Below are 25,310 nucleotides of genomic sequence, written 5' to 3'. Positions count from 1 at the left end.
CTCATCTGCGGCTGCTATGATGATTAACAATCACCGCCACCAAGGAGCAAAACGTGCATTTTCCACTGCTGCCACAGGAATTGCTGCGGCCTTTCTCACCCCATCAGGAGCTGGCGCAGGCGCTATTACCGCTGACCCTCGATTCCGACGATGGCTCGCATGACGTTGCCCACTTGCACCGTGTATGGAAAAACGCCCGCCAGATCAGTGTTCAGGAAGGCGGCGACCGGCGCATTCTGTGTGCGGCGGTGCTGTTGCATGACTGCGTCGCGGTAGAAAAGAACTCGCCACAGCGCCACCTGGCGTCACGCATGGCGGCGGAGAAAGCCGCTCTGACGCTCGCACAACTGGATTGGGAAACGCAGGACATCGCCAAAACGGTCCATGCCATCGAAGCGCACAGCTTTTCTGCCGCCATTACGCCGGAAACGCTGGAGGCGAAAATCATCCAGGACGCCGACCGTTTGGACGCCATCGGCATGATTGGCGTGGCGCGCTGTTTCTACATCGGCGGGCGTATGCGCAGCGCGCTGTACGATGCCGCCGATCCGCTGGCGCAACAGCGCCAATATGACGATAAGCGTTTCACGCTGGATCACTTCGAAACCAAACTGTTTAAGCTGCAGGAAGGCTTTCAGACCGCGGCCGGTCGACAAATGGCTCAGGAACGCACCGAGCGCATGCGTCGCTTCCTCAGCGAGTTGCTGGAAGAGATGTGAAAATCGCTGTTAATGCCCCCAACGCATCGATTCCGTTACGCTACCGGCATCTTCGCCGCAATAATTGCTGTACACTGACAACCATCTTCACTGACCAGGCCACAACGATGAAAAAACTGACGCTGAAAGACATGACGGAAAGCGAACAACGTGAAGTAAAAACCGAGCTGGACAAGGCGCGTAAAAACCTCGGCCGAGAACTGACGAATGCCGAGAACAACAAGACCAAGGATGAAGTCGTGGCACGTATCATGGCCGCCCGCGAGAAAATTGAAAAAGCGACGCGCGCCGAACGTAAAGCCAACCGGGTCAAACCCAGCGGCGAAACCTTCAGTTGGTCCGCTTCAATCAGCACCCGCCCCCCGCGTTAATGCCTTACGAAAACCCCGCCAGCGCGGGGTTTTTTATTGCCCCGATTCATTAGCCAAACTCATCAGCCCATTCAAATCATGAATAACAATGTTATCAAGAAGTTGTAAATTGACAGCATAATGAAGAATATTCATTATCGGCGGATATCCTCTGGCATTTTCTCATCTGGCTTATCTGTCGTTTGCACTGAAGGAACTTATTATGGCTTCATTTTCCGGTATTTGGGTTGCGCTGGTTACCCCATTCAATAATAACGCCGTCGATCTGCCTGCGGTTAAACGGCTGGCGCAATACCTGATCGCCTCTGGCGTCTCCGGGCTGGTGGTCTGCGGCACAACCGGTGAAGCGGCGGCGTTAAGCAAGGAAGAGCAGTTGGCCGTGCTCGACGCGGTGCTGGACGTCGTGCCGGCCAGCCAGGTGGTGATGGGGCTATCGGGCAATAACATGCTGGACACCCTGCAGATGCAGCAGGAGATCCAACTGCGCGACATCGCCGGGGTGCTGATCCCCGCGCCCTATTACATCCGCCCATCGCAATGCGGTCTGGTGGATTATTTCACCCAACTTGCCGATGCGTCGAGCGTGCCGGTGATCCTGTACAATATCCCGCAACGCACCGGCATCGTGATGGAACTGCAAACTATCAGGAAGATCGCACGCCATCCGCAGGTGAAGGCGATCAAGGACTGCGGCGGTAACCCGGACACAACCATGGCGCTGATTGACGACGGCGAGATCGACGTCATGACCGGCGAAGATAATCTGATCCTCACCACCCTGTGCCTGGGCGGTACCGGTGCGATTTCCGCCTCCGCGCACATTTATCCGCAGCGCTTTGTGCAACTGGTGCAACAAGTCGCCGACGGCGATCTGGCCGCGGCGCGTGCGAACTTCTATGCGCTGTTGCCGATGATCCACCAGATGTTCAGTTTCCCCAACCCCGCGCCGGTCAAAGCCGCTCTTGCTCAGCAGGGCCTGATCCGCAACGAGCTGCGCTCGCCGATGCAAATCGCACCACAGACGTTGCAACAGCAAATTGCCGTGACTCTGGCGCAGTTACAGCCGGAAGATGCGCTGATTAGCTAAATTTGTCAGCTAACCCGCTGTAATTTTAACGTTATGGAACTAAGATCAGAGGTTAAGCATGCCTGTTATTCACAATCAAGGAGCTTCCGATGAAACTGTTCTATAAAGCCGGTGCCTGTTCTCTGTCCCCACATATTGTGTTGCGCGAGGCAGGTCTGGATTTTACGGCGGAGAAGGTCGATCTGGCGCAGAAAAAGACCGAAAGCGGCGCAGACTACCTGGTGATCAACCCCAAAGGACAGGTACCGGCGCTGCTGCTGGATGATGGCAGCCTGCTGACCGAGGGCGTGGCGATTGTGCAATATTTGGCGGATCGCGTGCCTGATCGCAACCTGATCCCGGCGGCGGGTACGCTGTCGCGCTATCATGCCATTGAGTGGCTGAACTATATTGCGACCGAATTGCACAAGGGGTTTACCCCGCTGTTTAATCCGAAAACGCCGGATGAATACAAGAGCATCGCGCGCGCCAAACTGGAGCAACAGTTCAGCTATTTGGAGTCCGTGCTGGCGAAACAGCATTTCCTGTTGGGAAACCGATTCAGCGTGGCAGACGCCTATCTGTTTACCGTTTTGCGTTGGGCCATCTCCCAGCAGTTCGATCTCAAAAAATACCCCCAGTTGGCGGCGTATTTTGACAGAGTAGCTGCGCGGCCAGCGGTGGATGCGGCGTTGAACGCCGAAGGTTTGAAATAATCCCCAAGCCCCGGCTGCACTGCCGGGGCTACAGAACGTACCGTTTTACCGCTTTGAATTCGCAGTTCGGTTGCACGATGCGGTCTTGCGCCGCCACTACCTGCAGTTCGTACTCGCCCATTGCCTGGGTTGTCAGCATCACCTCATATACCGCTGCGGTCACATGCTCCAATGCTTTATCCAGCGCCACGCCTTTCAGTAAATTGACCAGCAGCAGACCGCTGGTCAGATCGCCCACGCCGACTGGCTGACGAACGCCAAAATCCACCAGCGGACGACTGATATGCCAGGCTTCATCCGCCGTGACCAACAGCATTTCGAAACAGTCGATATGATAGCCGGCACGGCTCAGGTGTTTGATCAGCACCAACTTAGGTCCTTTGGCGATCAGTTCACGTGCTGCGCTTATCGCCTGCCCGACGTCAGTCACTTCCCGCTGGCTCAGCAGTTCCAGCTCAAGCAGGTTTGGCGCAATCATGTCGCTGCACTGCAGCGCCTGCCGGCAAAAAAACTCCGCCACGCCCGGCGCAACGATGCAGCCCTTCTCAGGGTGGCCCATCACCGGATCGCAAAAATACCAGGCGCCCGGGTTAGCCTGTTTGACCTGACGAACCACCTCGAGAATATGGTTGCCCTGCTCCGGTGAACCGATATAGCCGCTCAGCACCGCATTGCAGTTTTTCAGTTGATCGATGGCCGCAATCCCCTGAGCGATCTCCGTCAGGTGGCTGGCTGGCATCACGCAGCCCGTCCATTTGCCGTACTGAGTATGATTCGAAAACTGCACGGTGTTCAGCGGCCAGACGTTAACGCCCATACGGCGCATTGGGAATTCAGCCGCGCTATTGCCGGCATGCCCAAACACCACATGCGATTGAATAGAGAGAATATTTTTCATCAACACTGACGGTCCTGTCACCTTAAAAAATAAAGGGGCCTCGAAAGGCCCCTCATTGATATTTAATTATTTCCAGTCGATCAGACAGTAATGCTTCTTGCCCCGGCGCAACAGCGTGTAACGGCCGAACAGACGATCGGCGTCGCTGAATGCGTATTCGGCGTTGGACTGTTTCTCGCCGTTGATGGTCACCGCGTTGGAGCCGATCATGGTGCGCGCTTGGCCACGTGACGGCACCAGTTCAGCATTCACCAGCGCCTGCTGCAGATCCGCATCGCCATCCAGTTTGATGGTTGGCATACCGTCTTGCGCCAACTGGGCGAAGTCCGCTTCGGTCATCTCATGCAACGCACCGGAGAACAGGCTCTGGGTGATGCGTTTGGCCGCAGCCAAACCTTCCGCGCCGTGCACCATGCCGGTCACTTCTTCCGCCAGCACATACTGGGCACGCGGTGCTTTGCCGCTGTTCTTGTCTTCTTCTTCCAGCGCGTTGATGTCTTCCAGGCTCATGAAGGTGAAGAACTTAAGGAAACGGTATACGTCGGCGTCGGCGGTGTTGATCCAGAACTGGTAGAACTTGTACGGGCTGGTTTTTTCCGGTGCCAACCACACTGCGCCGCCTTCGGTCTTGCCGAATTTGGTGCCGTCCGCCTTGGTGATCAACGGTACCGTCAGGCCGAACACCTGTTTCTGGTGCATGCGGCGAGTCAGATCGATACCGGAAGTGATGTTGCCCCACTGATCGGAACCGCCAATCTGCAGTTCCACCTGATGGCGGTTGTACAGCTCGGAGAAATCGAAGCCCTGCAGCAGGTTGTAGGAGAACTCGGTGAAGGAAATGCCCGAGTCGTCACGGTTCAAACGTTGCTTCACCGCTTCCTTGTTGATCATCTGGTTCACGGAAAAATGCTTGCCGATGTCACGCAGGAAGGTCAGCACGTTCATGCCGCCGAACCAATCATAGTTGTTGGCGGCGATGGCGCTGTTGCTGCCGCAGTCGAAATCGAGGAACGGGGAAACCTGTTTGCGGATCTTTTCCACCCACTCATTCACCGTCTCAGCGGTATTCAGCTTGCGTTCAGCCGCTTTGAAGCTCGGATCGCCGATCAGACCGGTCGCGCCGCCTACCAGCGCGACTGGCTTGTGGCCGGCCAACTGGAAGCGCTTCAGGCACAACAGAGGAACCAGATGGCCCAAATGCAAGCTGTCAGCGGTCGGATCGAAACCGCAATACAGTGCAATTGGCCCTTGCGCCAGTCGCTCCGCTAACGCTTCCTCATCCGTAACCTGGGCAACGAGGCCCCGCTCTTGCAGTTGTTTAATCAAGTTGCTGCTTGCCATCAATGACTCCATGTATAAACGAATGCACCTTTGTCGGTACACGACCTTCCGCCCACTGGCGAAATATAAAATCGGGGTAGCGCATAGAATAAAGCGCCGGCGGCATCAGTGCCAGCGCTTAAGGGGGATTTTCAGTCTTCAGGGCGCCAGTCGGTCAATTTTCCAGTCATTCCCATCGCGCTGATACAAAAAGCGGTCATGCAGGCGGTGTTCGCCGCCCTGCCAGAACTCGACAGAATCGAAATTAACGCGGAATCCGCCCCAGAAACTCGGCAACGGCACTTCGCCCTGCTGGAATTTTTGCTTCAGTTCGAGGAATTTGCTCTCCAGTACGCCGCGTGCGGAAATACGCGATGACTGCTGCGATACCCAGGCGCCGATTTGGCTGTCTTTCGGCCGACTGGTGAAGTACTTCATGACTTCCAGCGTGGACAGACGTTCCGCCTTGCCAAGGAAAATCACCTGGCGATCGAGCATGTGCCACGGAAACAGCAGGCTGATGTGCGGGTTTTGCGCCAACTGCTGCGCCTTGCGGCTGCCAAGGTTGGTATAAAAGACCAGCCCTTTGTCGTCAAAATGCTTGAGCAGCACGATGCGTTGATAGGGCTGCCCATTTTCATCCACCGTAGCCACACACATGGCGGTAGGATCGGCCAGACGCGCCTCGCAGGCCTGTTTCAGCCAGCGCTCGAACAATTCAAGCGGATTGGCGGTCAGATCGTTGCGGCGCAGGCCGCCACGGGTATATTCACGGCGCAGGTCCGCAACATCAAACTCATTATTTTCAATCATCTGGTTTATCAACCAACCGAAAAAATCGTCGTTACATTCTGCGCCTGCGGCGCCAGAATCTCAATCGTTCTGACGCCGCCACCGGCCGATCAGTTAACCAGTACGCAGTCGCTCATAATCACCTTGTCATTGCGTTCGACATAAGCGTTTTGGCCCTTCGACCAGAAACTGTACTTGCCGTCGCTGTATTTCGCACCGGACATGACCAGCACCTGTTTCAGCTTCAGTTGCTCGCCATCCATCAGAAAACTGGCTGTACTTTCCTTACCGTCCAACGACACCGTCAACGGCGTGGTGCCACACTGGTAGTGCAGATTCTGGCTGCTTTGCGGTAATACGTAGCTGCAACCCGCCAACGCCAGTGCGCCCGCGACAATAATCATTTTTTTCATGCTGTTGCTCCTTAGGGAAATCTGTCGATTTCTATCCTAACAGAGCTAACGGGGCCCTAAAGGCAAAACCGGATAAATCCCACCCAGCAGGGTTTCACGGCTGGCGCCGGTGACCGACGGCAGGTTGCCGGCCTGCCCGGACAGGGTACGAAACGCCAGCCAGGCAAAGGCCAGCGCCTCCATATCGTCGCCACTGACGCCGAAATCATCGGTCAGACACACCTCGGTGCCCGGCAACAGCGCGGACATTCGCGCCATCAGCAACGGGTTGCGCGCCCCGCCGCCGCACACCAGCAGACGCTCGCAGCCGCCCGCCAACTGTACCTGTTCGCAAATGGTGACCGCCGTCAGTTCCGCCAAGGTCGTTTGCACATCGACGAGGCTGATAGCCTGCAAGCCTGAGAGCTGACGTTCCAGCCAGGCGGCATTAAAATACTCGCGGCCAGTGCTTTTCGGCGCAGGCAGCGCGAAGTAAGGATCGGCCAACATCTGTTGCAACAACGGCAGGCAGACGCGCCCTTCCATCGCCCATGCGCCGTCTTTATCGTAAGGCTGCGAGCGATGACGCCATACCCAGGAATCCATCAGCATATTGCCCGGCCCGGTATCGAAACCCCGCACCGGCACGCCTGGCAGCAGCAGCGACAGGTTGGCGATGCCGCCAATATTCAGCACCATACGGCGCTCTGTTTGATGCGCCAACAGCGCCTGATGAAACGCAGGCACCAGCGGAGCCCCCTGACCGCCATAAGCCATATCGCGACGGCGAAAATCGCCGACGGTGGTGATATTGGTCAGCGCGGCGATGCGGTTGTTATCGCCCAGTTGCATCGAGAAGCCCGCGTCGCCTCCAGGCTCATGCCATACCGTCTGCCCATGACAACCGATAGCCGTGATGTCATGCGCCGAGACGCCGGTTTTTTTCAGCAAGCCAAGCACCGCTTCGCCAAACAGCATCCCAAGCTGTGCATCCAGTCGGCCCACCGCAGAAAGCGTGGTCTGCTGACCCTGGCACATGCCAAGAATGTCTTGCTTCAGTTGGATCGGCATCGGGTGGCTGTAACTGGCCTGCTGCGCGACCATTCGTCCGTCGATTGCGGCAAGCACCACATCGACGCCATCCAGACTGGTGCCAGACATAACACCTATATAGCGGCCTGACTTCATAGCAACATCCTTTAACCCGCACGGGGAAACAAACTTTCAACCGATAAATAAACCAGAATTAGGCCATTAACGCCATGAATTATGATGCCTTTTTTCACCTCTGTGAGCGATGCTCCTGTTTTTACCTGTCGCCCACGCAGATAAAGACGGCTAAACCCGCAATGGAATTTGTTCCAGCCCTGTTATAAAGCTAAACCACCGTTTATTATTGGTTGAACAGAGTAAAGTTAAGCTTCGTGCAGTGACGGGGCATGGTGATGTACGTGTGTTTAAGCCATACTTTGTCTATTATTTTCACTGAATCTGGCCTGGCAAGGTTTCCCAGGTTATGGACTACTACAACAGGAGTTTTATATGATCAAGCGTCTTCTCGTCGTTGCCGTCGCCGCAGTTACGCTGGCAGGATGCGCCAATGAATCCATGTCCGGCGATGTCTATTCGTCCTCGCAGGCCAAACAGGTTCAGACCGTGACTTACGGTACGCTGGTTTCTGTCCGTCCAGTCAAGATCCAGGGGAGCGACAGCTCGAATACCATTGGCGCTATCGGCGGTGCGGTCCTTGGCGGCTTGTTGGGTAACACCGTAGGTGGCGGCACCGGCCGTACCCTGGCAACCGCTGCGGGCGCAGTGGCCGGTGGCGTAGCCGGCAATAGCGTCGGTGAGCTGGCAGGACGCACCTCGGGTTATGAGTTGGAAATCAAGACCGACCAGAAAGAGAACATCGTGGTGGTTCAGAAGGCTGGCGCAACCAAGTTCAGCGTAGGTCAGCGTGTGCGTATGGCACGTACCGGCGACACCATTACCGTCTCCCCGCTGTAAGCGGAAGCGGGAAGGTAAAACCGGAGGCCAAGGCCTCCGGTTTCATTTCCGATGCTGTGAAATCTAATCAAATAAAGAAAACATTATTATTGTTTATTTTGTAATTCAGTGATGTTTTGTTCCAGCTTGTCAATCAAACCTACCAACTGTTGCACTTCATCAGTGGTAATGCCGCTCAAAATCTCACCGCGCGTAGAGCTGATGACGCTGTCGACTTCCCTGATGATGGGATCGGCCGCTTCAGTCAACTTGATACGCTTTGCACGCCGATCATTAGCGCAAGTGTGACGGGTAATAAGCCCTTTCTCTTCCAACTGGTCCAGGGTTCGAACCAGCGAAGGTTGTTCAATACCGATCGCCTTGGCCAGTTGGATCTGCGACTGCTCCGGCGGTAGGCGATTGATATTGTGCAGGGTAACCCAGTGTGTTTGCGTGAGCGCCAGCGGCTTGAGCCGATGATCGATAAGCGCGCGCCAAACACGAACTAATCGTGCTAAATCTGAACCTAATGATGACTCCACTTCCCCCTCCTTATAATTAGCATGCTAATATAACCTTCCAAAGCTTAGACTATTCTGAGTAACTCACATTAAAAACACAAATGTATATAATGTATGTTGAAGAAATAGCCACCATTTTGGTCAGTTATTGTTTATCCTTTACGCAAATATTTAACATATTCACTCTTAGGGATTGTTAATGTGAATGGTTCATGGCTTCACGTCGCCTCCCCTCTGCCCGATTTGGTGCTCGGGGCCTCGCTCTATTTTCCGCCCCTATTTAAAGCTTTTTTGCTCGGGTCAGTTTTATGGCTACTGGCACACCACCTGTTGCGAGACTGGATTTATTCCGGCGAAATTTGGCATCCCCTGTTGATGGATTTGTCTATTTTCGTCATCGCCGTCAGTGGTTCCTTATGGATTTTAGCGAGTTGGTAACTCATGACGCATAAAACGTTAAAATATTTTTCTACGGTAATCGTTTGCGCCATTGCCCTGTGCGCCGGTTGGTGGCTGTGGAATTATTATATGCAATCCCCGTGGACCCGTGATGGAAAAGTGCGCGCCGAGCTCGTCAATATCACACCAGAAGTTTCTGGGAGATTAGAGAAAATAACCGTACATGACAATCAGTTCATACCTGCGGGAAGTCTGATTTTTACTCTCGACCCGGTGCCATACCAGATTGCACTGGACAATGCTGAGGCCGCGCTGGCAAAAGCGCAGTCCGATCTGGCCAGAGCCGATCATGAGGCAGCGCGCCGCCGCGGCCTGCCGAAAAACGTTATTTCTGTTGAAGATATGGACGAATCAAATTTAGCCGCACAAGCAATGAAAGCCGCGTATAAAGCCGCTGAAGCTAATCTGAAACAGGCTAAATGGAATTTAAGCAAAACTAAAATTTACGCACCTGTCGATGGCTATATCACTAATTTGCAAGCCCGGGTTGGAAACTATGCCAGCGCCGGTACCCCTCTGGTTGCGCTGGTCGACGCGCACTCATTTTATGTGCTCGGATATTTTGAAGAAACCAAACTAAAGCATATAAACGAAGGCAACAAAGCGGACATCGTTTTATATAATGGCAACATTCCTCTGCAGGGCCAAGTGGAGAGCATCGGTCGTGCCATTAACGATCAAAGCGTCGACAGCAGCAGCGATTTATTAATGGACGTGAAGCCCAATGTGCCCTGGGTACGGCTGGCGCAGCGCGTGCCGGTGCGGATAAAACTGCTGAACGTGCCCGCCGATCTGCCTTTAGTGGCCGGCACCACGTGCACCATCGCCATTCATCAGTAAGGCTAACCAGTGAACCTGCCCTTTTTGGAATGGAACCGTACCCCCTGGGGTAAGGCCACCGGGGGTCAGTGGCGCTATGCGCTGCGCAACTCGCTGGCCATGTGTCTGTCATTGTGGGTGGCGTTCGTCCTCAATCTCGACGAGCCTTATTGGGCGTTGACCTCTGCGGCGGTGGTCAGTTTCCCCACCGTCGGCGGCGTCATCAGCAAAAGCATCGGGCGTATTATCGGCAGCCTGATCGGTGCCGCCGCTTCAGTGGCCATTGCCGGCCATTGCCTGAACGACCCTTGGCTGTTTACCTTGTTTATCGCCGCCTGGATCGGTCTGTGCACGTACATTTCCAACCATTACCAGAACAACGTCTCCTATGCCTTCGCGCTGGCGGGCTATACCGCCGCCATCATCGCCTTCGGCACGGTCAACGTCACCGATACCCAACAAATCTTTGATATCGCTCAGGCGCGCGTCTGCGAGGTCATCACCGGTATTCTGTGCGGTGGCGTGATGATGATGATCCTGCCAAGCACCTCCGACGGTGAGGCTCTGCTGACCTCGTTACGGCGCATGCATCTGCGGCTGTTGGAACATGCTGCGATGCTGTGGCAGCCGGAAATCACCGCTCAAATGCGCACATCGCACGAGGGCGTTATCGGTCAGATCCTGACCATGAATCTGCTGCGCATTCAGGCGTTCTGGAGCCACTACCGGCTGCGGCGGCAGAATAACGTGCTTAACTATATGCTGCACCAGCAGTTGCGCCTTACCAGCGTGATCTCCAGCCTGCGCCGCATGTTGCTGAACTGGCCGGATCACCCTGCCAATCTGGCGACCGTCCTGGAGCAATTGCTGACTGAGCTGCGCGATCCCGACACCGACAAATACCGGCTGGCGCGTATCCTGCAGCAGATAGCGCCCCAGGATCCGACAGATTACCGCCACCGTGCCTTCTGGCTGCGGCTGCGCCATTTCTGTTGGTTGTATCTGCGCTGCAGTCGCTGGTTGCAAAGATTGGAAGGTGCCACGCCGGTCAGCGATATCCAGCCCCCTCGCGTGACCTCTCTGGCGCGCCATACCGACAGTTACGAAGCCGCCTATAACGGTCTTCGCACCTTTTTGTGCATTATCATCGGCTGCGCTTATTGGATTAATACTCAGTGGGATGCAGGCAGCTCGGCTCTGACGTTAACCGCCATCAGCTGTGTGCTCTATTCTTCAACCCCTTCGCCGATCAACAGCATCACTACCTTGTTGAAAGCGGTATTGTTGCTTTCGGTTGCCTGTTTTGTGGTGAAATTTGGGCTGATGATCCAAATCGATGATTTTTGGGTGTTCTGCGCTTTTCTGTTCCCCATTCTGGTCACCCTGCAGATGATCAAACTGCAAAACCCGCCCTACGCTGCGCTGTGGGGGCAACTGATCGTATTCATGGGTTCTTTTCTCACCGTCACCAACCCACCCAGTTACGATTATCAGTCGTTTATCAATGACAACATCGGCAAGATTGTTGGGGTATTATTTGCCGGTTTGGCCTTTCAGATCCTGCGGCCCAGTTCTGACAAGCGCAAAGGCCGGCGCATTATCCGCGCCCTGCGGCGTGACTTTAGCGATCAACTGAGTAAAAAACCGCAGCAGAGCGAGAGTCAGTTTGAATCTCTGATTTATCACCGCATCAGTCAGTTGAATCAAAGTCAGGATCAGGAGGCGCGCAGTTGGTTATTGCGCTGGGGCGTGGTGCTGCTCAACTGCAGCCATATCGTTTGGCAACTGCGTGACTGGCAAACCCGCTCCGATCCGCTCTCGGCGGTGCGCGACGTTTGCATTCACTGTCTACGGGACATTATGACCGAGAAAGGCGTACAGTACCGCTCGTTGGATGCCACGTTGCAGGAGCTGCTGCGCATGAGCAATGCGCTGGCGCACCACCCAGAGCAGGCGGCGCGCGATCTTGCCGGGTTGATTTGGCGGCTTTACTGTTCGTTGCAACAGTTGCAGCAGGCGATCAACCCGCCTGACAAGGTTGCGGCCACATCTGCCGCCCGTTAAACCCGATTATCCCTTAATCACGCCGCAGGCGAAACGTTCCCCTCCGCCACCCAAAGGTTTCGGATGATCGGAGTGGTTGTCGCCGCCGGCATGGACCATGAGCGCTTTGCCGGTTATTTCGCTGATTTTTTTCAGCCGTGGAGCCAATACCGGATCCGTGACCATGCCGTCTGCCGTAACATAAATAGCCGGCAGATCGCCCAAATGGCCGTCTGCGTAAGGGCCAAGGTGCTTGCCGGTTTTTTGCGGATCAAAATGCCCACCCGCCGCCAGCGCCGCTACCGCTTTGCCCTCTTTCATACCCGGTTCGCAACTGCCGTTCTCATGCACGTGAAAGCCGTGCACTCCGGCCTGCAACGCTTTTAACTGAGGGGTAAACAGCAGGCCGTAAGGCGTTTCACTGATCGTGACTTTGCCAATCTCCTGGCCAATTCCCTGTCCGGTCACCAGATTCATGTCAACATCCACCGTTGCCGCCTGGGCGACGCCACAGGCCATCAGGCCGAAGGCCGCATACCAATAATGTTTCATTAATCACTCTCCATGGAATATCTGTGAACCTTGAGTATAGGGTAACAGGTGATGCCACCGCTCAAAATGCGCACAAAACTGGCGATAAGATTCGCATTATTAATAATTCGCACTAATAATCATTTTACCGTTTGTGGTCATCCGACCAGTAGTCTCTCGGCTCATTTTGTGCATTTGCACTCGTGCACTCGCTGCCAATGCCATTCGATCATTAACGTGGCAATGCGGCAAACTCAAAAGGAACTGACATGGGCATATTGACTTACCGAGATCTCGATGATGCGAAATCAAAGGCGTTGTTTTCTGATGCGTTGGCGATTTCTACTTACTCATATCACAACATTGATAATGGTTTTGACGAAGGCTACCACCACTACGGCTTTGGTCTGGGTTTGCCGTTTACGCTGGTTACCGCGCTGATTGGCAGCACGCAATCACAGGGTGGACTGCCCGGCATTCCCTGGAATCCCGATTCGGAAAAAGCGGCGTTAGAAGCGGTTAATAACGCCGGATGGTCCCTGATTAGCGCTGAACAATTAGGCTACCAGGGCAAAACGGATGCTCGCGGCACCTATTACGGTGAGAGCCTGGGTTACACCACCGCACAGGCTGAGGTGCTGGGAAAATATGACAGCACAGGTAACCTCATCTCGATTGGCATTGCCTTTCGCGGTACCAGCGGCCCGCGAGAGTCATTAATCACCGACACCCTCGGCGATCTGGTCAACGACCTGCTGGCAGGCTTTGGACCAGAAGGCTATACCGATAATTACAGCCTGAAGGCTTTCGGCACTTTACTGGGCGATGTAGCAACATTCGCCCAGGCGCACGGCCTGACAGGCGATGATGTCACCGTCAGCGGCCACAGCCTGGGCGGGCTTGCGGTGAACAGCATGGCAGCGCTCAGCGACGGTAACTGGGAGGGGTTTTACTCGCAATCCCACTACGTGGCGTTCGCTTCGCCAACGCAATATGAAACAGGCCGCAAAGTCATTAATATTGGTTACGAAAACGATCCGGTATTTCGCGCGCTGGATGGCACCACGCTAACGCCGGCATCCTTAGGCGTCCATGATGCACCGCAGGAGTCCGCCACCAATAATATCGTTAATTTTAACGATCATTACGCCTCTGCCACCTGGAATATCCTGCCCTTCTCCATTCTGAATATCCCGACCTGGTTATCCCATTTACCGTTCTTTTATCAAGATGGATTAATGCGGGTACTGAATTCAGAATTTTACTCTCTGACCAATAAAGACTCGACGGTGATTGTGTCCAACCTCTCCGAGGTGACGCGCGGCAATACCTGGGTGGAGGATTTGAACCGCAACGCCGAGAAACACAGCGGCCCGACCTTTATTATTGGCAGCGAGGGCAATGACTTGATCAAAGGCGACGCAGGTAACGATTACCTCGAGGGTCGCGCCGGTAACGATACTTTCCGCGACGGCGGTGGGTTTAATATTATTGTCGGCGGTGAGGGAAATAACACGCTGGACCTGCAACAGGCATTGAAGAAAAACGAGGTAGCTTACGACGGCAATACGCTTTATCTGCGGGATGCCAACGGCGGAATTACCCAGGCGAGCGATATCAGCACTTTGCGCAGTAAAGAAACCACGCTGTTGATCTTTACCAAAGACGTAGACCATCAGGTGACCGATGCCGGGCTGAAATCAAGCTCCAGTCTGAAAGCCTACGCCGCGTCATCCAATGGCAGTGACGGCGCCGATATTCTGCACGCCAGGGCCAGCGACAACTGGTTGTTTGGCAAAAGTGGCGATGACCAGCTGTTTGGTCACAGCAGCGGTAACCTGACCTTTGTCGGCGGTAACGGCAACGATACCCTGCAGAGCGCCGGCAGCAACAATACCTTCCTGTTCAGCGGCGATTTTGGCAAGGACAAGGTGTACCACTTTGGCTCCAGCGACCAACTGGTTTTCCTCGGCACCCAGGGCGTCAGCGGCAATTTCCACGACTATGTTTCACAACAGGACGACGGGCTGACATTGGCCTTCGGCGAAAACAAAGTGACGCTGATCGGCGTGAACCTCGAACATCTCAACGATAGCCAGGTGGTGCTGGCGTAAAATACAAAAGCCGGGCACCTGTGGCGCCCGGCTTTTTCTGATGGCTAATTCGTCTAACGCTTAAGGCACATCGTAACCCAGTGCCGCCTTGCGGATGCGGAACCACTGTTGGCGGTTCATCGATAGATCTTGCGCCTTCAGCGCCGAACGCACGCGCTCAATCTTGCCGGAACCGATGATCGGCAGAGGCGCAGACGGCAGACGCATTACCCAGGCGTACACCACCTGCTCGATAGTGTCGGCGCCTATCTCCTGCGCCACCGCCTGCAACTCATCACGCAGCGGTTGGAACTCCGCGTCGCTAAACAAGCGACCGCCCCCCAGACAAGACCAGGCCATCGGCTTGATGCGCAATTGCTGACACTGATCCAAGGTGCCATCCAAAATGGCCGGCTGATGGATCGGCGAAATTTCAACCTGATTGGTGACCAGCGAGAACGGCAGGCGCGACTGCAGCAACGTAAACTGTGCCGGCGTGAAGTTGGAAACGCCAAAATGACGCACCTTGCCGCTTTTGTGCAGAGCGACAAAGGCCTCCGCCACTTCATCGGCCTCCATCAGCGGATCCGGGCGATGAATCAGCAGCAGATCAAGGTAGTCGGTATGCAGAAGCTCCAGCGAACGTTCGGCGCTGTGCACAATATGATCGCGGTCCGTGTTGTAATGGCCGATCGGGTTGCCAGGCTTGGCCGTTGTGGCGATGCCGCATTTAGACACCAGCTCCATCGACTGACGCAGCGAGGGCTTAAGGCGCATTGCCTCACCGAACGCCTGCTCGCAGGCATAGCCGCCATAAATGTCCGCGTGGTCAGCGGTGGTCACACCCAGCTCGATATGTTGTTCGATAAACGCCAGCAGTTGCTGCGGCGTCATGCCCCACTCCATCAAACGCCAGTATCCGCAAATCATGCGGGAAAATTCAGGCCCCTGCGGCGCGAGTTGAATACGGTTTACCATCGTTAAAGCCTCATGACATTGTTTAATGCCAGCATACACAAGCGGATAAGAGCGTGGGAAGCGGAAAGCTGCGTTAACGTGCGGCCGATCAGGAAAGGTTCAGAACAGCGACGGCTGTTCCGGTTGCGGTTCATCAGGTTGCTTATTGGCACGTTGCAGGCGCAGGAAGCGTTGGTGGCACAGGCGCAGCACGTCGCGTTTTTGCGCGTCGCTCATTTGCATCCAGCCAAAACGCTCCTCGCGACTGCGCAGGCAGCCACGGCAGAAGCCGCGCTCATCGGCCTGGCAAATACCGCGACACGGGCTGGGGATGTCGAAAAACTCAAGCTGCTGCGGCACACGTCCTCCTGCGTTCTCTTGCTAATTGAAGACGCCATTAGCGCCGCTGGCAAGTGCCTTTTCAGTATGGTGGCGAAAATAGTCGCGTAAATAGCGCAGCGCCTGGCGATTTTTCTCCGGCATTGCCCTTTCCAGCGTCAGCGCATGCAGCCGCAGCGGTACAGGCCGCCATTCGGGCAGCAGGTGGATAAGTTCACCGCGCTGCAATTCATCCTCTATTTCATACAGCGGCTGCACCGAGATCCCCAGGCCACTGCGGGTAAAACCGCGCATGACGGTCATGCTGTCGCTGACGATCTGCCCCTCCGCCAGCCGTAATTTAAGCTGCTGCCCGCTCTGATGGTGCAAATCCAGATGCGCGCCGCTATGAATGCCGGAGATCCAACGGTGCGCCACCAAATCCTGCGGTGTCTCCGGCACCCCGTGTTGGCTGAGATAACGCGGCGCGGCGCAAAGCACCATCGGCCACTCGGCCAGCGGGTGGGCGATCATGCTGGCATCCACCAACTGACGGTTGACCCGCAGCGCGATATCGATCCGCTGCTCGATCATGTCGACGATCCGATCGTCCGCCAGTACGCGCAGCGTCAGTTTGGGGTGCGCCTGCAACAGCGGCGCCAACGCCTCCGCCAGTGGGCGCCCGCCAATGCCGACTGTGGTGGCGATACGCAGTTCACCCACCAGGGTGTCGCGCAATTCCGCCAGCCGTTGTTCTGCCTGCTGCGCCTGAGACAACATCGCCTCGCAGCCAGGATAGAACGCCGCCCCCGCTTCGGTGAGTGCCAATCGCCGCGTGGAGCGGTGCAACAACGGCACGCCGAGCGCTTTTTCCAGCGAACGCATATGCTGGCTGACCGCCGACGGCGTCATGCCCAACCGCCGTGCAGCACCGGCCAGCGACCCTTCCGCCACCACGATGGCGAATACCGCCATTCGATTCAGTTTATCCACGATTATGAAGTTTTACTTAATCAAGAAAGCATGAATATGGCACTAATCAGGTCTATTGTTAAGTACTAGAGTATATGCACCGCTCAGGTCAACCCGACCTGACCCCTGATACCGATCCCATTTCTGACAGGAGCAAACAGATGAAAGTAGCCATTATTGGAGCAACCGGTTTTGTTGGCCGCCGCGTGGTGGACGAAGCGCTGGCGCGTGGATTGCAAGTAACGGCGATTGCACGGCAGCAAAAAGATCTGCCGGATGACGTCAACCTGACCGTAGCGCTGGGCGACATCGCCGACACCGAATGGCTGACGGAACAGCTGGCCGGGCAAGATGCGGTGATCAGCGCCTACAACCCAGGTTGGGCAGAAGAGAATCTGTACGAAAAAACCACCGTCGGCGCACAACAGATCCTGACCGCAGTGGAAAAATCCGGCGTTAAACGCCTGCTGGTGGTCGGCGGTGCCGGTAGCCTGGAGGTGGCCCCGGGCGTTGAACTGGTGGACACCCCGCAGTTCCCGGAAAATATCCGTCCGGGCGCACAGGCGGTGCGCGATTTACGCAACAAGCTACGTAACGGCTCTTCGTTGGACTGGACCTATCTTTCCCCTGCCGCGCTGCTGGAACCGGGCAAGCGCACTGGTCAGTTCCGCCTCGGCACCACCCAGTTGTTGATGAACGGCCAGGCACCGGCCAGCATCTCAGTGGAAGACTTGTCGGTTGCCATTCTCGATGAAATCGAAAAACCGCAGTTTATTAAAGCGCAGTTTACCGCTGCTTATTAATTACCCCGACAGACCGCGATTCTCGCGGTCTGTCGACTGTAAACTAAACCAAAAGTAAACAAACCCGCCACCATTCTGAATCTCTAAGGTTTTCTTAAGTTTCATCCTGTAAATTTCAGCGCATTACTTACTATCAGGATTCAGATTTGGCAATGTGGTTACGTCAACGCTTACAGTGCAACAGCCTGGGGTTTATCCTCGCCAGCGCCTTGTTCTTCACTCTGTTCCAGAACGCGTTATTCCTGCATAAGGCCTGGTCGTATATCAATTTCGATAGCGTCCACAACCTGATCTTCGCCGCCACCATGCCGGTAGTGATTTTCTGCGCACTGAACATTATCTTCAGCCTGCTGACCGTGCCTTTCCTGCGCAAACCACTGATGATTTTCTTCCTCCTTGGCAGCGCTGCCGCGAACTACTTTATGTTCAGCTACGGCGTGGTGATCGACGGCAACATGATGCAAAACGCCTTCGAAACCAACCCGCAAGAGGCGACCGCTCTGTTGACGCCACGCATGGGGTTGTGGCTGGCGCTGCTTGGCATTTTGCCTGCGGTGTTGGTCTGTTTTACCGAGATCCGCATCACCCGCCCGTGGTGGTATATGGCCGGGCTGCGCGCCGCCAACGTGATGCTTTCCGTGGTGGTGATCCTGATTATCGCCGCGCTGTTTTATAAGGATTACGCCTCGCTGATCCGCAACAACAAAAGCGTGGTGAAAATGCTGACGCCGTCGAACTTCGTTTCCGGCACCATCAAATTTACCCAGCAGCGCTATTTCACCCGTAATCTGCCGCTGGTGAAAATCGGCGAAGATGCACGTAAAGGGCCGCTGATCGCCGGGCAACAAAAGAAATCCCTGGTGATCCTGGTTGTAGGTGAAACCGCCCGCGCCGAGAATTTTTCGCTCGGTGGCTACGAACGTGAAACCAACCCGCGCCTGAAGCAAGACAACGTGGTGTACTTTAAGAACGCCAGCTCCTGCGGTACCGAAACGGCGATCTCTGTCCCCTGCATGTTCTCCAATATGCCGCGCAAGGACTACGACGCCACCCTGGCGACTCACCAGGAAGGCATGCTCGACGTGCTTGCGCATGCCGGCGTCAACGTACTTTGGCGTGAAAATGACGGTGGGTGCAAAGGCGCCTGCGATCGCGTACCGCACGTCGACATGACCAAGCTGAAACTGCCGCAGGATTGCGATGGCGACGTCTGTATGGATAACGTGCTGCTGTATAAGCTGAATGACTACATCAGCGGCCTGAAAGACGATAGCGTGATCGTGTTGCACCAGATGGGCAGCCACGGGCCGGCCTATTTCCGCCGCAGCACGCCGGAGTTCCAGAAGTTTTCGCCAACCTGCGACAGCAATCAGATCCAGGATTGCACCCATGAGCAGCTGGTAAATACTTATGACAACTCACTGCTTTATACCGACGCCATGCTGGACGACACCATCAAGCTGCTGCAACAGCACAGTGACAAGTTCAATACCGCGCTGGTTTACCTCTCCGATCACGGCGAATCCCTGGGTGAAAATGGCATGTACCTGCACGGTACGCCTTATGTGTTTGCCCCCAGCCAGCAGACCCACGTTCCTTTCCTGATGTGGATGTCCGCTGACTATGAGCGCAACTTCAAGATTGATCGCCAGTGCCTGAACAAGATGGCCGAAAAGGATGAGATCTCGCAAGATAATCTGTTCCATACCCTGCTCGGTATGCTGAACGTGCAAACCCGCGAGTATCAGTCGCAATTGGACATTTTGCAGCACTGCCGCAGCGGGGCGTAAAAGCTTAACTTCCGCCCCCTGCTCGGGCAAAATCCCCTGCTTCGTAGCCGGCGTTTTTACGCCGGTTTTTTTATTGTTATTGACCTAGACCAATCGGTCTATTATGCTCATCCTCATTATGGCGAAACATGCGCACTGCCCCGTAGATACACGTGAACATTTGCTCGCTACCGGCGAGTCCCTTAGCCTGCGCCTGGGTTTTACCGGTATGGGGCTAAGCGAACTGCTGACCACGGCGGGTGTGCCGAAAGGTTCGTTCTATCACTATTTCCGCTCGAAGGAAGCCTTCGGCGAAGGCATGTTGCAGCGTTATTTCGAACACTACGATACTGAAATGCAACGGCTGTTTAGCGACGACAATAGCGACGCTCGCCACCAGTTGCTGAGCTATTACGCCCAGGCGATCAGCTTCCATTGCCGCAGCGAATGCCATAACGCCTGTTTGGCGGTGAAACTTTCCGCCGAAGTGAGTGACCTGTCGGAACCCATGCGCCACGCGTTGGAAATCGGCACCGCACGGGTAATTGGCCACCTGCAGGATGCCATCGAGCGCGGTATCCGCGAAGGATCGCTGTCGATAGCCATGAGCCCGGCGGCCACCGCAGAAACGCTGTACTCACTGTGGCTTGGCGCCTCGCTGCGCGCCAAAATCCGCCGTTCGGTCGCCCCGCTGACCAGCGCGCTGGAAAGTATTGAATTGCTGTTGCGCCCGCCGCAGCCGTAAACACAACACCCGAGCTTTACCGAAAAATTACCCTGTTGGGCAGTTATTTAGCCATTACTAGTCGACCGGTCTATTAATATAGGATGCACTATGAAGATTGAAAAATTGTTCTCCCCGCTGAAGGTTGGCTCTGCAACCTTGCCGAACCGTGTGTTTATGGCCCCGCTGACGCGTCTTCGCAGCATTGAGCCTGGCGATATTCCCACTCCGTTGATGGCCGAATATTATGCCCAGCGCGCCAGTGCCGGCCTTATCGTCACCGAAGCCACCCAGATTTCTTTCCAGGCGAAAGGCTATGCCGGCGCTCCGGGGCTGCATACCCCAGAGCAGATCGCCGCGTGGAAAAAGATCACCCAGGCCGTACACGATAAAAACGGCCATATCGCCGTTCAGTTGTGGCATGTGGGCCGTATCTCCCACAACAGCCTGCAACCGGGCCAGCAGGCACCGGTAGCCCCTTCTGCGATCAATGCCGACACCCGTACCACCGTGCGTGACGAAACCGGTGCCTGGGTGCGGGTTCCAACCTCGACCCCGCGTGCGCTGGAAACCGAAGAGATCCCGGACATCATTAACGATTTCCGCCAGGCAAGCGCCAATGCGCGTGAGGCCGGTTTCGACTTTATCGAACTGCACGCGGCCCACGGTTATCTGCTGCACCAGTTCATGTCTCCAGCCTCCAACCAGCGCACCGATCAGTACGGCGGCAGCATCGAAAACCGCACACGTCTGACGCTGGAAGTGGTCGACGCGACCATCGCTGAATGGGGTTCAGAGCATGTCGGTATCCGCATTTCGCCGTTGGGCCCGTTCAATGGCCTGGATAACGGTGAAGATCAGGAAGAAGCGGCGCTGTATCTGGTCGAAGAGTTGAACAAGCGCAACATCGCTTTCCTGCACATTTCCGAACCGGACTGGGCTGGCGGCAAACCTTATTCCAACGCCTTCCGCGATTCGGTGCGTGCCCGCTTTAAAGGGGTGATCGTCGGCGCAGGCGCCTACACCGCCGAGAAAGCCGAAGAGCTGATCAACAAAGGCTTTATCGATGCGGTGGCCTTTGGCCGCAGCTATATCGCCAACCCGGATCTGGTCGAGCGTTTCAAACAGAACGCACCACTGAACGAACCGCAGGCGGAAACCTTCTACGGCGGCGGCGCTGAAGGTTATACCGATTACCCGACGCTGTAAGTAAGATAAAAAGCCCGCCGGTGCGCGAATGCCGGCGGGCTTTTTGCTGTTTATCGACAAAGCCGTTGGGGCTGGTAAAGACGGCTCTTGTCGTACAACGCAAATGAAATTAATGCGTCACCAACGTCGCCCAGCGCGCGATCTCATTGGCATCGACAGTATTCATTATTTCCCGAAACCAAACGGTAAATCTATCCGGGCTCCGTTTTATCTCATCAGTTAATTGCTGAATATCTATCCACAACCAGCTATGGGCTTCTGCAGGGTCCCCCAGAGGTTCACCATCAAACAATCCCACGTAAATATGATCGAACTCGTGCTCAATTAAGTCGCCCGGCACCTCTGACCGATAAATGAAGCTGGAGACCTGCTGCAACTCGCTGCTGAACCCCATCTCCTCCTGTAGCCGACGCTGAGCCGCTGCTGCCGTCGCCTCTCCCCAGCGCGGGTGACCACAGCAACTGTTGGTCCATAACCCACCCGAATGATATTTACTGAAAGCTCGCTGTTGCAGCAGTAAACGGCCCCGGCTATCGAAGATAAAAATTGAAAACGCCCGGTGCAACAACCCCTGCTGATGTATCCGCGTTTTCGTTTGCGAGCCGATGGAATTATCATCGGTATCAACCAGAATCAGCATTTCATCCATTGATGGCCTCCTTTGGCAAGATCGATAACTTCGTACTGATAAAAACCTAACCAGCCCCAAATTTATCAATTGACGCGATCCAACCCTGGTCTGCTATCAGACCTCGCTCCCCCTTGAGGTGGTTCATAGTACTTATTTCCCTGATTCGAACGACAGCATACTGTGCGGTTATCGTCAGCATAGTCGATGCATAGGTGACGTCGTCACCTTTATTCTCATGCCTTAGCCATGTCGATAAATTGAAATCCCTTATACGGCAACGCTATACTGAGTTTCGCTAAGATCCATTCGCCGTTGACGACGGCACATCCAATCAGAGGAATTATGCGCTTACTCCATACCATGATCCGCGTCGGTGACCTGCAACGCTCCATCGACTTCTATACCAAGGTATTAGGCATGCGCCTGCTGCGTACCAGCGAGAACCCAGAATACAAATACTCGTTGGCATTTGTCGGTTATACCGATGAAAGCGAAGGCGCGGTGATTGAGCTGACCTACAACTGGGGCACCGACAGCTACGAGATGGGCACCGCGTTCGGCCATCTGGCGTTGGGCGTCGACGATGTAGCCGCCACCTGCGACAGCATTCGTAATGCCGGCGGCAAAGTGAGCCGTGAAGCCGGGCCGGTCAAGGGCGGCACCACGATTATTGCCTTTGTCGAAGATCCGGACGGTTATAAGATCGAACTGATCGAGAACAAACACGCCGGTCAGGGTCTCGGCCACTGAGACCGATAAGGGGCGCTTTCGGCGCCCTTCTTGTTATGCCTGCGATAACCGCCTGCAACCGGGCGTAAAATTTGCCATAATGCGCGCTGTATTCGATGAAGATAAGAAACTGATGGCCGAAAAAAGTGATCTTAACGCCCTGAGTGGTCGTTTTCGTGGGTTTTATCCCGTAGTGATAGATATAGAAACCGCCGGATTTAATGCCAAAACCGACGCGCTGCTGGAGATTGCCGCCGTTACGTTAAAAATGGACGAAGAAGGCTGGTTGCAGCAGGATGAAACCCTGCACTTTCACGTTGAACCTTTTGAAGGCGCCAACCTGCAACCGGAAGCGCTGGCATTCAACGGTATCGATCCACATAACCCGCTGCGTGGCGCAGTCAGTGAATACGACGCGTTGCACAGCATTTTTAAAGCGGTGCGTAAAGGCATCAAGGATCGTGGCTGTAACCGGGCGATTATCGTGGCGCACAATGCCAACTTTGATCACAGTTTCCTGATGGCCGCAGCAGAGCGCGCAAGTCTGAAGCGCAACCCTTTCCACCCGTTCGCCACCTTTGACACTGCCGCGCTGAGCGGGCTGGTGTTGGGGCAAACCGTGCTGGCCAAAGCCTGCATTGCCGCCGATATTCCGTTCGACAGCACCCAGGCGCATTCGGCCCTGTACGACACCGAACAAACCGCTCAACTGTTCTGTGAGCTGGTTAACCGCTGGAAACGCCTTGGCGGATGGCCGCTTGCCATCGGTGATACCGACTAAGCCACAAATAAATCGGGCGGCCCAGTTTGCACTGGTGCCGCCCGATGTCTTCTTGCAATAAACCCGAGCCGTTATGGCTGCTGGTCTTCTTGCTCTTTGTACTTCTCTGCCGTTTCTTTGATCAGCTGTTGCAATTCGCCGCGCTGATACATTTCGATAATGATATCACAGCCGCCTACCAGCTCACCGTCTACCCACAGCTGTGGGAAAGTCGGCCAGTTGGCGTATTTCGGCAACTCGGAGCGGATGTCCGGATTCTGCAGAATATCAACGTAGGCAAAGCGCTCGCCACAGGCAGACAGCGCCTGCACCGCTTGCGCAGAGAAACCGCAGTTTGGCAATTTCGGTGAACCTTTCATGTACAGCAGAATTGGGTTCTCACCGATCTGCTGCTGAATTTTTTCAATCGTCGTCATTTATTGCTTCCTCAAGCCACATATCATTGGCTACAACATGCATCACACTGGCTATTGTAGCGGCTGGAACAGTCGCAAGAAAACGCCATCTTTTGCAAGGGTATTCCCCGTTGCCAATCGCATCTTACCGGCAAAGGCCATTCCGGTTAAAACATACGCTCAGAATAACATTTTTAATCCGACCATTTCACTAATATATTTTTCCGCCTCCTGGTCCCCCTTTAATAATTCCAACAGCGGCCAAAGGTGATTTTTTATACACCAACGGATTGATTTTTCGGCAAAAAAAATGCTGTTAACGTTTTCTCACAATATGGATTATCATTTATGAGTTCTTCGCTGTTTTATATGGCGAAATTGGGGAATACTGTCATTCTTTCGATATCTGTTTCGGGGCCAAGGTTGGTAACGTCGACATGCGTTTAATTCTTACGCTTTTTGTGCTGTTGTTTACACAGCTATTCTTAAATCTGGCGCACGCTGCGCCACAGGCGCGTATTGCCGCCGAGCAGCGCAAGAGCCACGTTAATGAAGCCCGGCCGGATGACCGCAAGAAAAAGAAAGCGGCAAAGGCCAGCAAAAAAGTGAAAGTCACTGCTCCGCAAAAAACTGCCAAGGTTTCCAAAGCCAAAACAGAGAAAACCGCTAAAAAAATCGTCAGCGCAAAATCGAAACACCAAACCCAGAAAATAGCCAAGATCAAAGTGACCCCGCCGAAAAAGGGCTACAAAAAAGGCTATGGCCGCCACCGGGAACCCGGTATGGCCACCGCTAAATTGGCTCCCGACGAAAAGCCGCTGAAACTCAGCCCGGCGCACAAAAAACGCTATCAGCACGCCAAGCAAACCGCGATGGCCAAGCTGATGGATCAAATGGGCAAACCTTATCGCTGGGGCGGCACCTCACCAAGAACCGGTTTTGACTGTAGCGGTCTGATTTATTACGCCTATAAAGACGTAGTGAAAATCAAGATGCCGCGTACTGCCAACGAGATGTATCACCTGCGCGACGCGGCGCCGATCAAGAAAAACGAGCTGGAAAGCGGTGACCTGGTGTTCTTCCGCATCAACAACCGTGGCGTGGCCGATCACGTCGGCGTCTATCTGGGCAACGGCAAATTCATTCAGTCACCGCGTACCGGTGAGGAAATCCGTATCAGCCAGTTGGACAACGACTACTGGCAAAACCACTACATTGGCGCCCGCCGTGTGGTAACGCCGAAAACCATTCGATAATCGCCTCCGCGGCTGGCTCTCCCCCAGCCGCACGCCTCAC

28 protein-coding genes are annotated in these 25,310 nt (G+C 54.9%); 16 read left to right on the top strand and 12 right to left on the bottom strand.

Features of this window, described 5'->3' with window-relative positions:
• Positions 1-53: 53 nt before the first annotated feature.
• The 4 genes from JEM67_RS12715 to gstA all read left to right on the top strand — a co-directional run bounded on the left by JEM67_RS12715 (position 54) and on the right by gstA (position 2,872).
• On the top strand, positions 54-719 hold the full coding sequence (locus JEM67_RS12715) for an HD domain-containing protein (protein ID WP_199639158.1): 666 nt from the start codon (positions 54-56) through the stop codon (positions 717-719).
• 107 nt (positions 720-826) lie between these two features.
• Complete coding sequence (locus tag JEM67_RS12710) at positions 827-1,090, top strand: DUF3811 domain-containing protein (protein ID WP_006324956.1); 264 nt, start codon at positions 827-829, stop codon at positions 1,088-1,090.
• 202 nt (positions 1,091-1,292) lie between these two features.
• Positions 1,293-2,177 (top strand): 4-hydroxy-tetrahydrodipicolinate synthase, encoded by an 885-nt coding sequence (gene dapA, locus JEM67_RS12705; RefSeq protein WP_199639156.1) that lies wholly within the window; start codon positions 1,293-1,295, stop codon positions 2,175-2,177.
• An 89-nt stretch (positions 2,178-2,266) separates the two neighbouring features.
• The gene (gstA, locus tag JEM67_RS12700) at positions 2,267-2,872 is read left to right on the top strand and encodes a glutathione transferase GstA (RefSeq protein ID WP_199639154.1); all 606 of its coding nucleotides are present in this window, start codon (positions 2,267-2,269) and stop codon (positions 2,870-2,872) included.
• Between the two features lie 28 nt (positions 2,873-2,900).
• Here gstA and pdxY read toward each other — a convergent pair whose 3' ends face one another.
• The 5 genes from pdxY to anmK all read right to left on the bottom strand — a co-directional run bounded on the left by pdxY (position 2,901) and on the right by anmK (position 7,462).
• Positions 2,901-3,770 carry a pyridoxal kinase PdxY gene (gene pdxY / locus JEM67_RS12695; protein ID WP_199639152.1) on the bottom strand — a complete coding sequence of 290 codons (870 nt, stop codon included), beginning with the start codon at positions 3,768-3,770 and terminating at the stop codon, positions 2,901-2,903.
• Between the two features lie 66 nt (positions 3,771-3,836).
• Entirely contained in the window at positions 3,837-5,111 is a 1,275-nt protein-coding gene (tyrS, locus tag JEM67_RS12690) for a tyrosine--tRNA ligase (protein WP_020438927.1), read from the bottom strand.
• A 138-nt stretch (positions 5,112-5,249) separates the two neighbouring features.
• Positions 5,250-5,903 (bottom strand): pyridoxamine 5'-phosphate oxidase, encoded by a 654-nt coding sequence (pdxH, locus tag JEM67_RS12685; RefSeq protein WP_004943802.1) that lies wholly within the window; start codon positions 5,901-5,903, stop codon positions 5,250-5,252.
• Between the two features lie 89 nt (positions 5,904-5,992).
• On the bottom strand, positions 5,993-6,295 hold the full coding sequence (locus JEM67_RS12680; RefSeq protein WP_013812693.1) for an MliC family protein: 303 nt from the start codon (positions 6,293-6,295) through the stop codon (positions 5,993-5,995).
• A gap of 45 nt (positions 6,296-6,340) precedes the next feature.
• Positions 6,341-7,462: an anhydro-N-acetylmuramic acid kinase gene (anmK, locus tag JEM67_RS12675; protein WP_199639150.1), complete on the bottom strand. Its 1,122-nt coding sequence runs from the start codon at positions 7,460-7,462 to the stop codon at positions 6,341-6,343.
• 354 nt (positions 7,463-7,816) lie between these two features.
• Here anmK and JEM67_RS12670 point away from each other — a divergent pair, with 354 nt between their 5' ends.
• The gene (locus tag JEM67_RS12670; protein ID WP_004943793.1) at positions 7,817-8,281 is read left to right on the top strand and encodes a glycine zipper 2TM domain-containing protein; all 465 of its coding nucleotides are present in this window, start codon (positions 7,817-7,819) and stop codon (positions 8,279-8,281) included.
• 86 nt (positions 8,282-8,367) lie between these two features.
• Here the strand turns inward: JEM67_RS12670 and slyA are convergent, their stop codons facing one another.
• A complete protein-coding gene (slyA, locus tag JEM67_RS12665) occupies positions 8,368-8,802 on the bottom strand; it encodes a transcriptional regulator SlyA (RefSeq protein ID WP_013812691.1) in 435 nt (144 codons plus the stop codon).
• Between the two features lie 180 nt (positions 8,803-8,982).
• Here slyA and JEM67_RS12660 point away from each other — a divergent pair, with 180 nt between their 5' ends.
• Genes JEM67_RS12660 through JEM67_RS12650 form a run of 3 tightly spaced genes read left to right on the top strand, consistent with a single transcriptional unit; the run spans position 8,983 to position 12,123 of the window.
• Complete coding sequence (locus JEM67_RS12660) at positions 8,983-9,219, top strand: DUF1656 domain-containing protein (RefSeq protein ID WP_143760031.1); 237 nt, start codon at positions 8,983-8,985, stop codon at positions 9,217-9,219.
• A 3-nt stretch (positions 9,220-9,222) separates the two neighbouring features.
• Complete coding sequence (locus JEM67_RS12655) at positions 9,223-10,080, top strand: efflux RND transporter periplasmic adaptor subunit (RefSeq protein WP_199639148.1); 858 nt, start codon at positions 9,223-9,225, stop codon at positions 10,078-10,080.
• A 9-nt stretch (positions 10,081-10,089) separates the two neighbouring features.
• Positions 10,090-12,123, top strand: a complete 2,034-nt coding sequence (locus tag JEM67_RS12650; protein WP_199639140.1) for an FUSC family protein — start codon at positions 10,090-10,092, stop codon at positions 12,121-12,123.
• A 6-nt stretch (positions 12,124-12,129) separates the two neighbouring features.
• Here JEM67_RS12650 and sodC read toward each other — a convergent pair whose 3' ends face one another.
• On the bottom strand, positions 12,130-12,654 hold the full coding sequence (sodC, locus tag JEM67_RS12645; protein WP_199639138.1) for a superoxide dismutase family protein: 525 nt from the start codon (positions 12,652-12,654) through the stop codon (positions 12,130-12,132).
• Between the two features lie 248 nt (positions 12,655-12,902).
• On the opposite strand from sodC, the gene JEM67_RS12640 reads away from it, so the two are divergent.
• Positions 12,903-14,747 carry a polyurethane esterase gene (locus JEM67_RS12640; RefSeq protein WP_199639136.1) on the top strand — a complete coding sequence of 615 codons (1,845 nt, stop codon included), beginning with the start codon at positions 12,903-12,905 and terminating at the stop codon, positions 14,745-14,747.
• A 60-nt stretch (positions 14,748-14,807) separates the two neighbouring features.
• Here the strand turns inward: JEM67_RS12640 and JEM67_RS12635 are convergent, their stop codons facing one another.
• The 3 genes from JEM67_RS12635 to JEM67_RS12625 form a co-directional block, all read right to left on the bottom strand.
• Entirely contained in the window at positions 14,808-15,704 is an 897-nt protein-coding gene (locus JEM67_RS12635) for an aldo/keto reductase (protein ID WP_013812686.1), read from the bottom strand.
• Between the two features lie 99 nt (positions 15,705-15,803).
• Entirely contained in the window at positions 15,804-16,043 is a 240-nt protein-coding gene (locus tag JEM67_RS12630) for a DUF1289 domain-containing protein (protein WP_013812685.1), read from the bottom strand.
• A 21-nt stretch (positions 16,044-16,064) separates the two neighbouring features.
• On the bottom strand, positions 16,065-16,994 hold the full coding sequence (locus JEM67_RS12625) for a LysR substrate-binding domain-containing protein (protein ID WP_199639134.1): 930 nt from the start codon (positions 16,992-16,994) through the stop codon (positions 16,065-16,067).
• Between the two features lie 140 nt (positions 16,995-17,134).
• On the opposite strand from JEM67_RS12625, the gene JEM67_RS12620 reads away from it, so the two are divergent.
• From JEM67_RS12620 to JEM67_RS12605, 4 genes are all read left to right on the top strand, one after another.
• Positions 17,135-17,776: an NAD(P)-dependent oxidoreductase gene (locus JEM67_RS12620; protein ID WP_013812683.1), complete on the top strand. Its 642-nt coding sequence runs from the start codon at positions 17,135-17,137 to the stop codon at positions 17,774-17,776.
• Between the two features lie 152 nt (positions 17,777-17,928).
• Positions 17,929-19,566, top strand: a complete 1,638-nt coding sequence (gene eptA / locus JEM67_RS12615; RefSeq protein ID WP_199639132.1) for a phosphoethanolamine transferase EptA — start codon at positions 17,929-17,931, stop codon at positions 19,564-19,566.
• 103 nt (positions 19,567-19,669) lie between these two features.
• Positions 19,670-20,290, top strand: a complete 621-nt coding sequence (locus JEM67_RS12610; RefSeq protein WP_199639130.1) for a TetR/AcrR family transcriptional regulator — start codon at positions 19,670-19,672, stop codon at positions 20,288-20,290.
• Positions 20,291-20,380: 90 nt separating this feature from the next.
• Positions 20,381-21,478 (top strand): alkene reductase, encoded by a 1,098-nt coding sequence (locus tag JEM67_RS12605; protein ID WP_199639128.1) that lies wholly within the window; start codon positions 20,381-20,383, stop codon positions 21,476-21,478.
• A gap of 109 nt (positions 21,479-21,587) precedes the next feature.
• Here JEM67_RS12605 and idi read toward each other — a convergent pair whose 3' ends face one another.
• Positions 21,588-22,127: an isopentenyl-diphosphate Delta-isomerase gene (idi, locus tag JEM67_RS12600; protein ID WP_199639126.1), complete on the bottom strand. Its 540-nt coding sequence runs from the start codon at positions 22,125-22,127 to the stop codon at positions 21,588-21,590.
• Between the two features lie 324 nt (positions 22,128-22,451).
• Here idi and gloA point away from each other — a divergent pair, with 324 nt between their 5' ends.
• On the top strand, positions 22,452-22,859 hold the full coding sequence (gloA, locus tag JEM67_RS12595) for a lactoylglutathione lyase (protein WP_004943750.1): 408 nt from the start codon (positions 22,452-22,454) through the stop codon (positions 22,857-22,859).
• Positions 22,860-22,938: 79 nt separating this feature from the next.
• Positions 22,939-23,619, top strand: a complete 681-nt coding sequence (gene rnt / locus JEM67_RS12590; protein ID WP_199639124.1) for a ribonuclease T — start codon at positions 22,939-22,941, stop codon at positions 23,617-23,619.
• Positions 23,620-23,690: 71 nt separating this feature from the next.
• Here the strand turns inward: rnt and JEM67_RS12585 are convergent, their stop codons facing one another.
• Positions 23,691-24,035 carry a Grx4 family monothiol glutaredoxin gene (locus tag JEM67_RS12585; RefSeq protein WP_013812676.1) on the bottom strand — a complete coding sequence of 115 codons (345 nt, stop codon included), beginning with the start codon at positions 24,033-24,035 and terminating at the stop codon, positions 23,691-23,693.
• 416 nt (positions 24,036-24,451) lie between these two features.
• On the opposite strand from JEM67_RS12585, the gene JEM67_RS12580 reads away from it, so the two are divergent.
• A complete protein-coding gene (locus JEM67_RS12580; RefSeq protein ID WP_199639122.1) occupies positions 24,452-25,270 on the top strand; it encodes a C40 family peptidase in 819 nt (272 codons plus the stop codon).
• The last annotated feature ends 40 nt before the right edge of the window (positions 25,271-25,310 follow it).

It is taken from the genome of Serratia sp. PAMC26656 (assembly GCF_016469055.2).
GTDB lineage: Bacteria > Pseudomonadota > Gammaproteobacteria > Enterobacterales > Enterobacteriaceae > Serratia > Serratia plymuthica.
The sequence above is the reverse complement of the archived record's forward strand: the minus strand, read 5'-3'. Positions and strand labels throughout refer to the sequence as shown.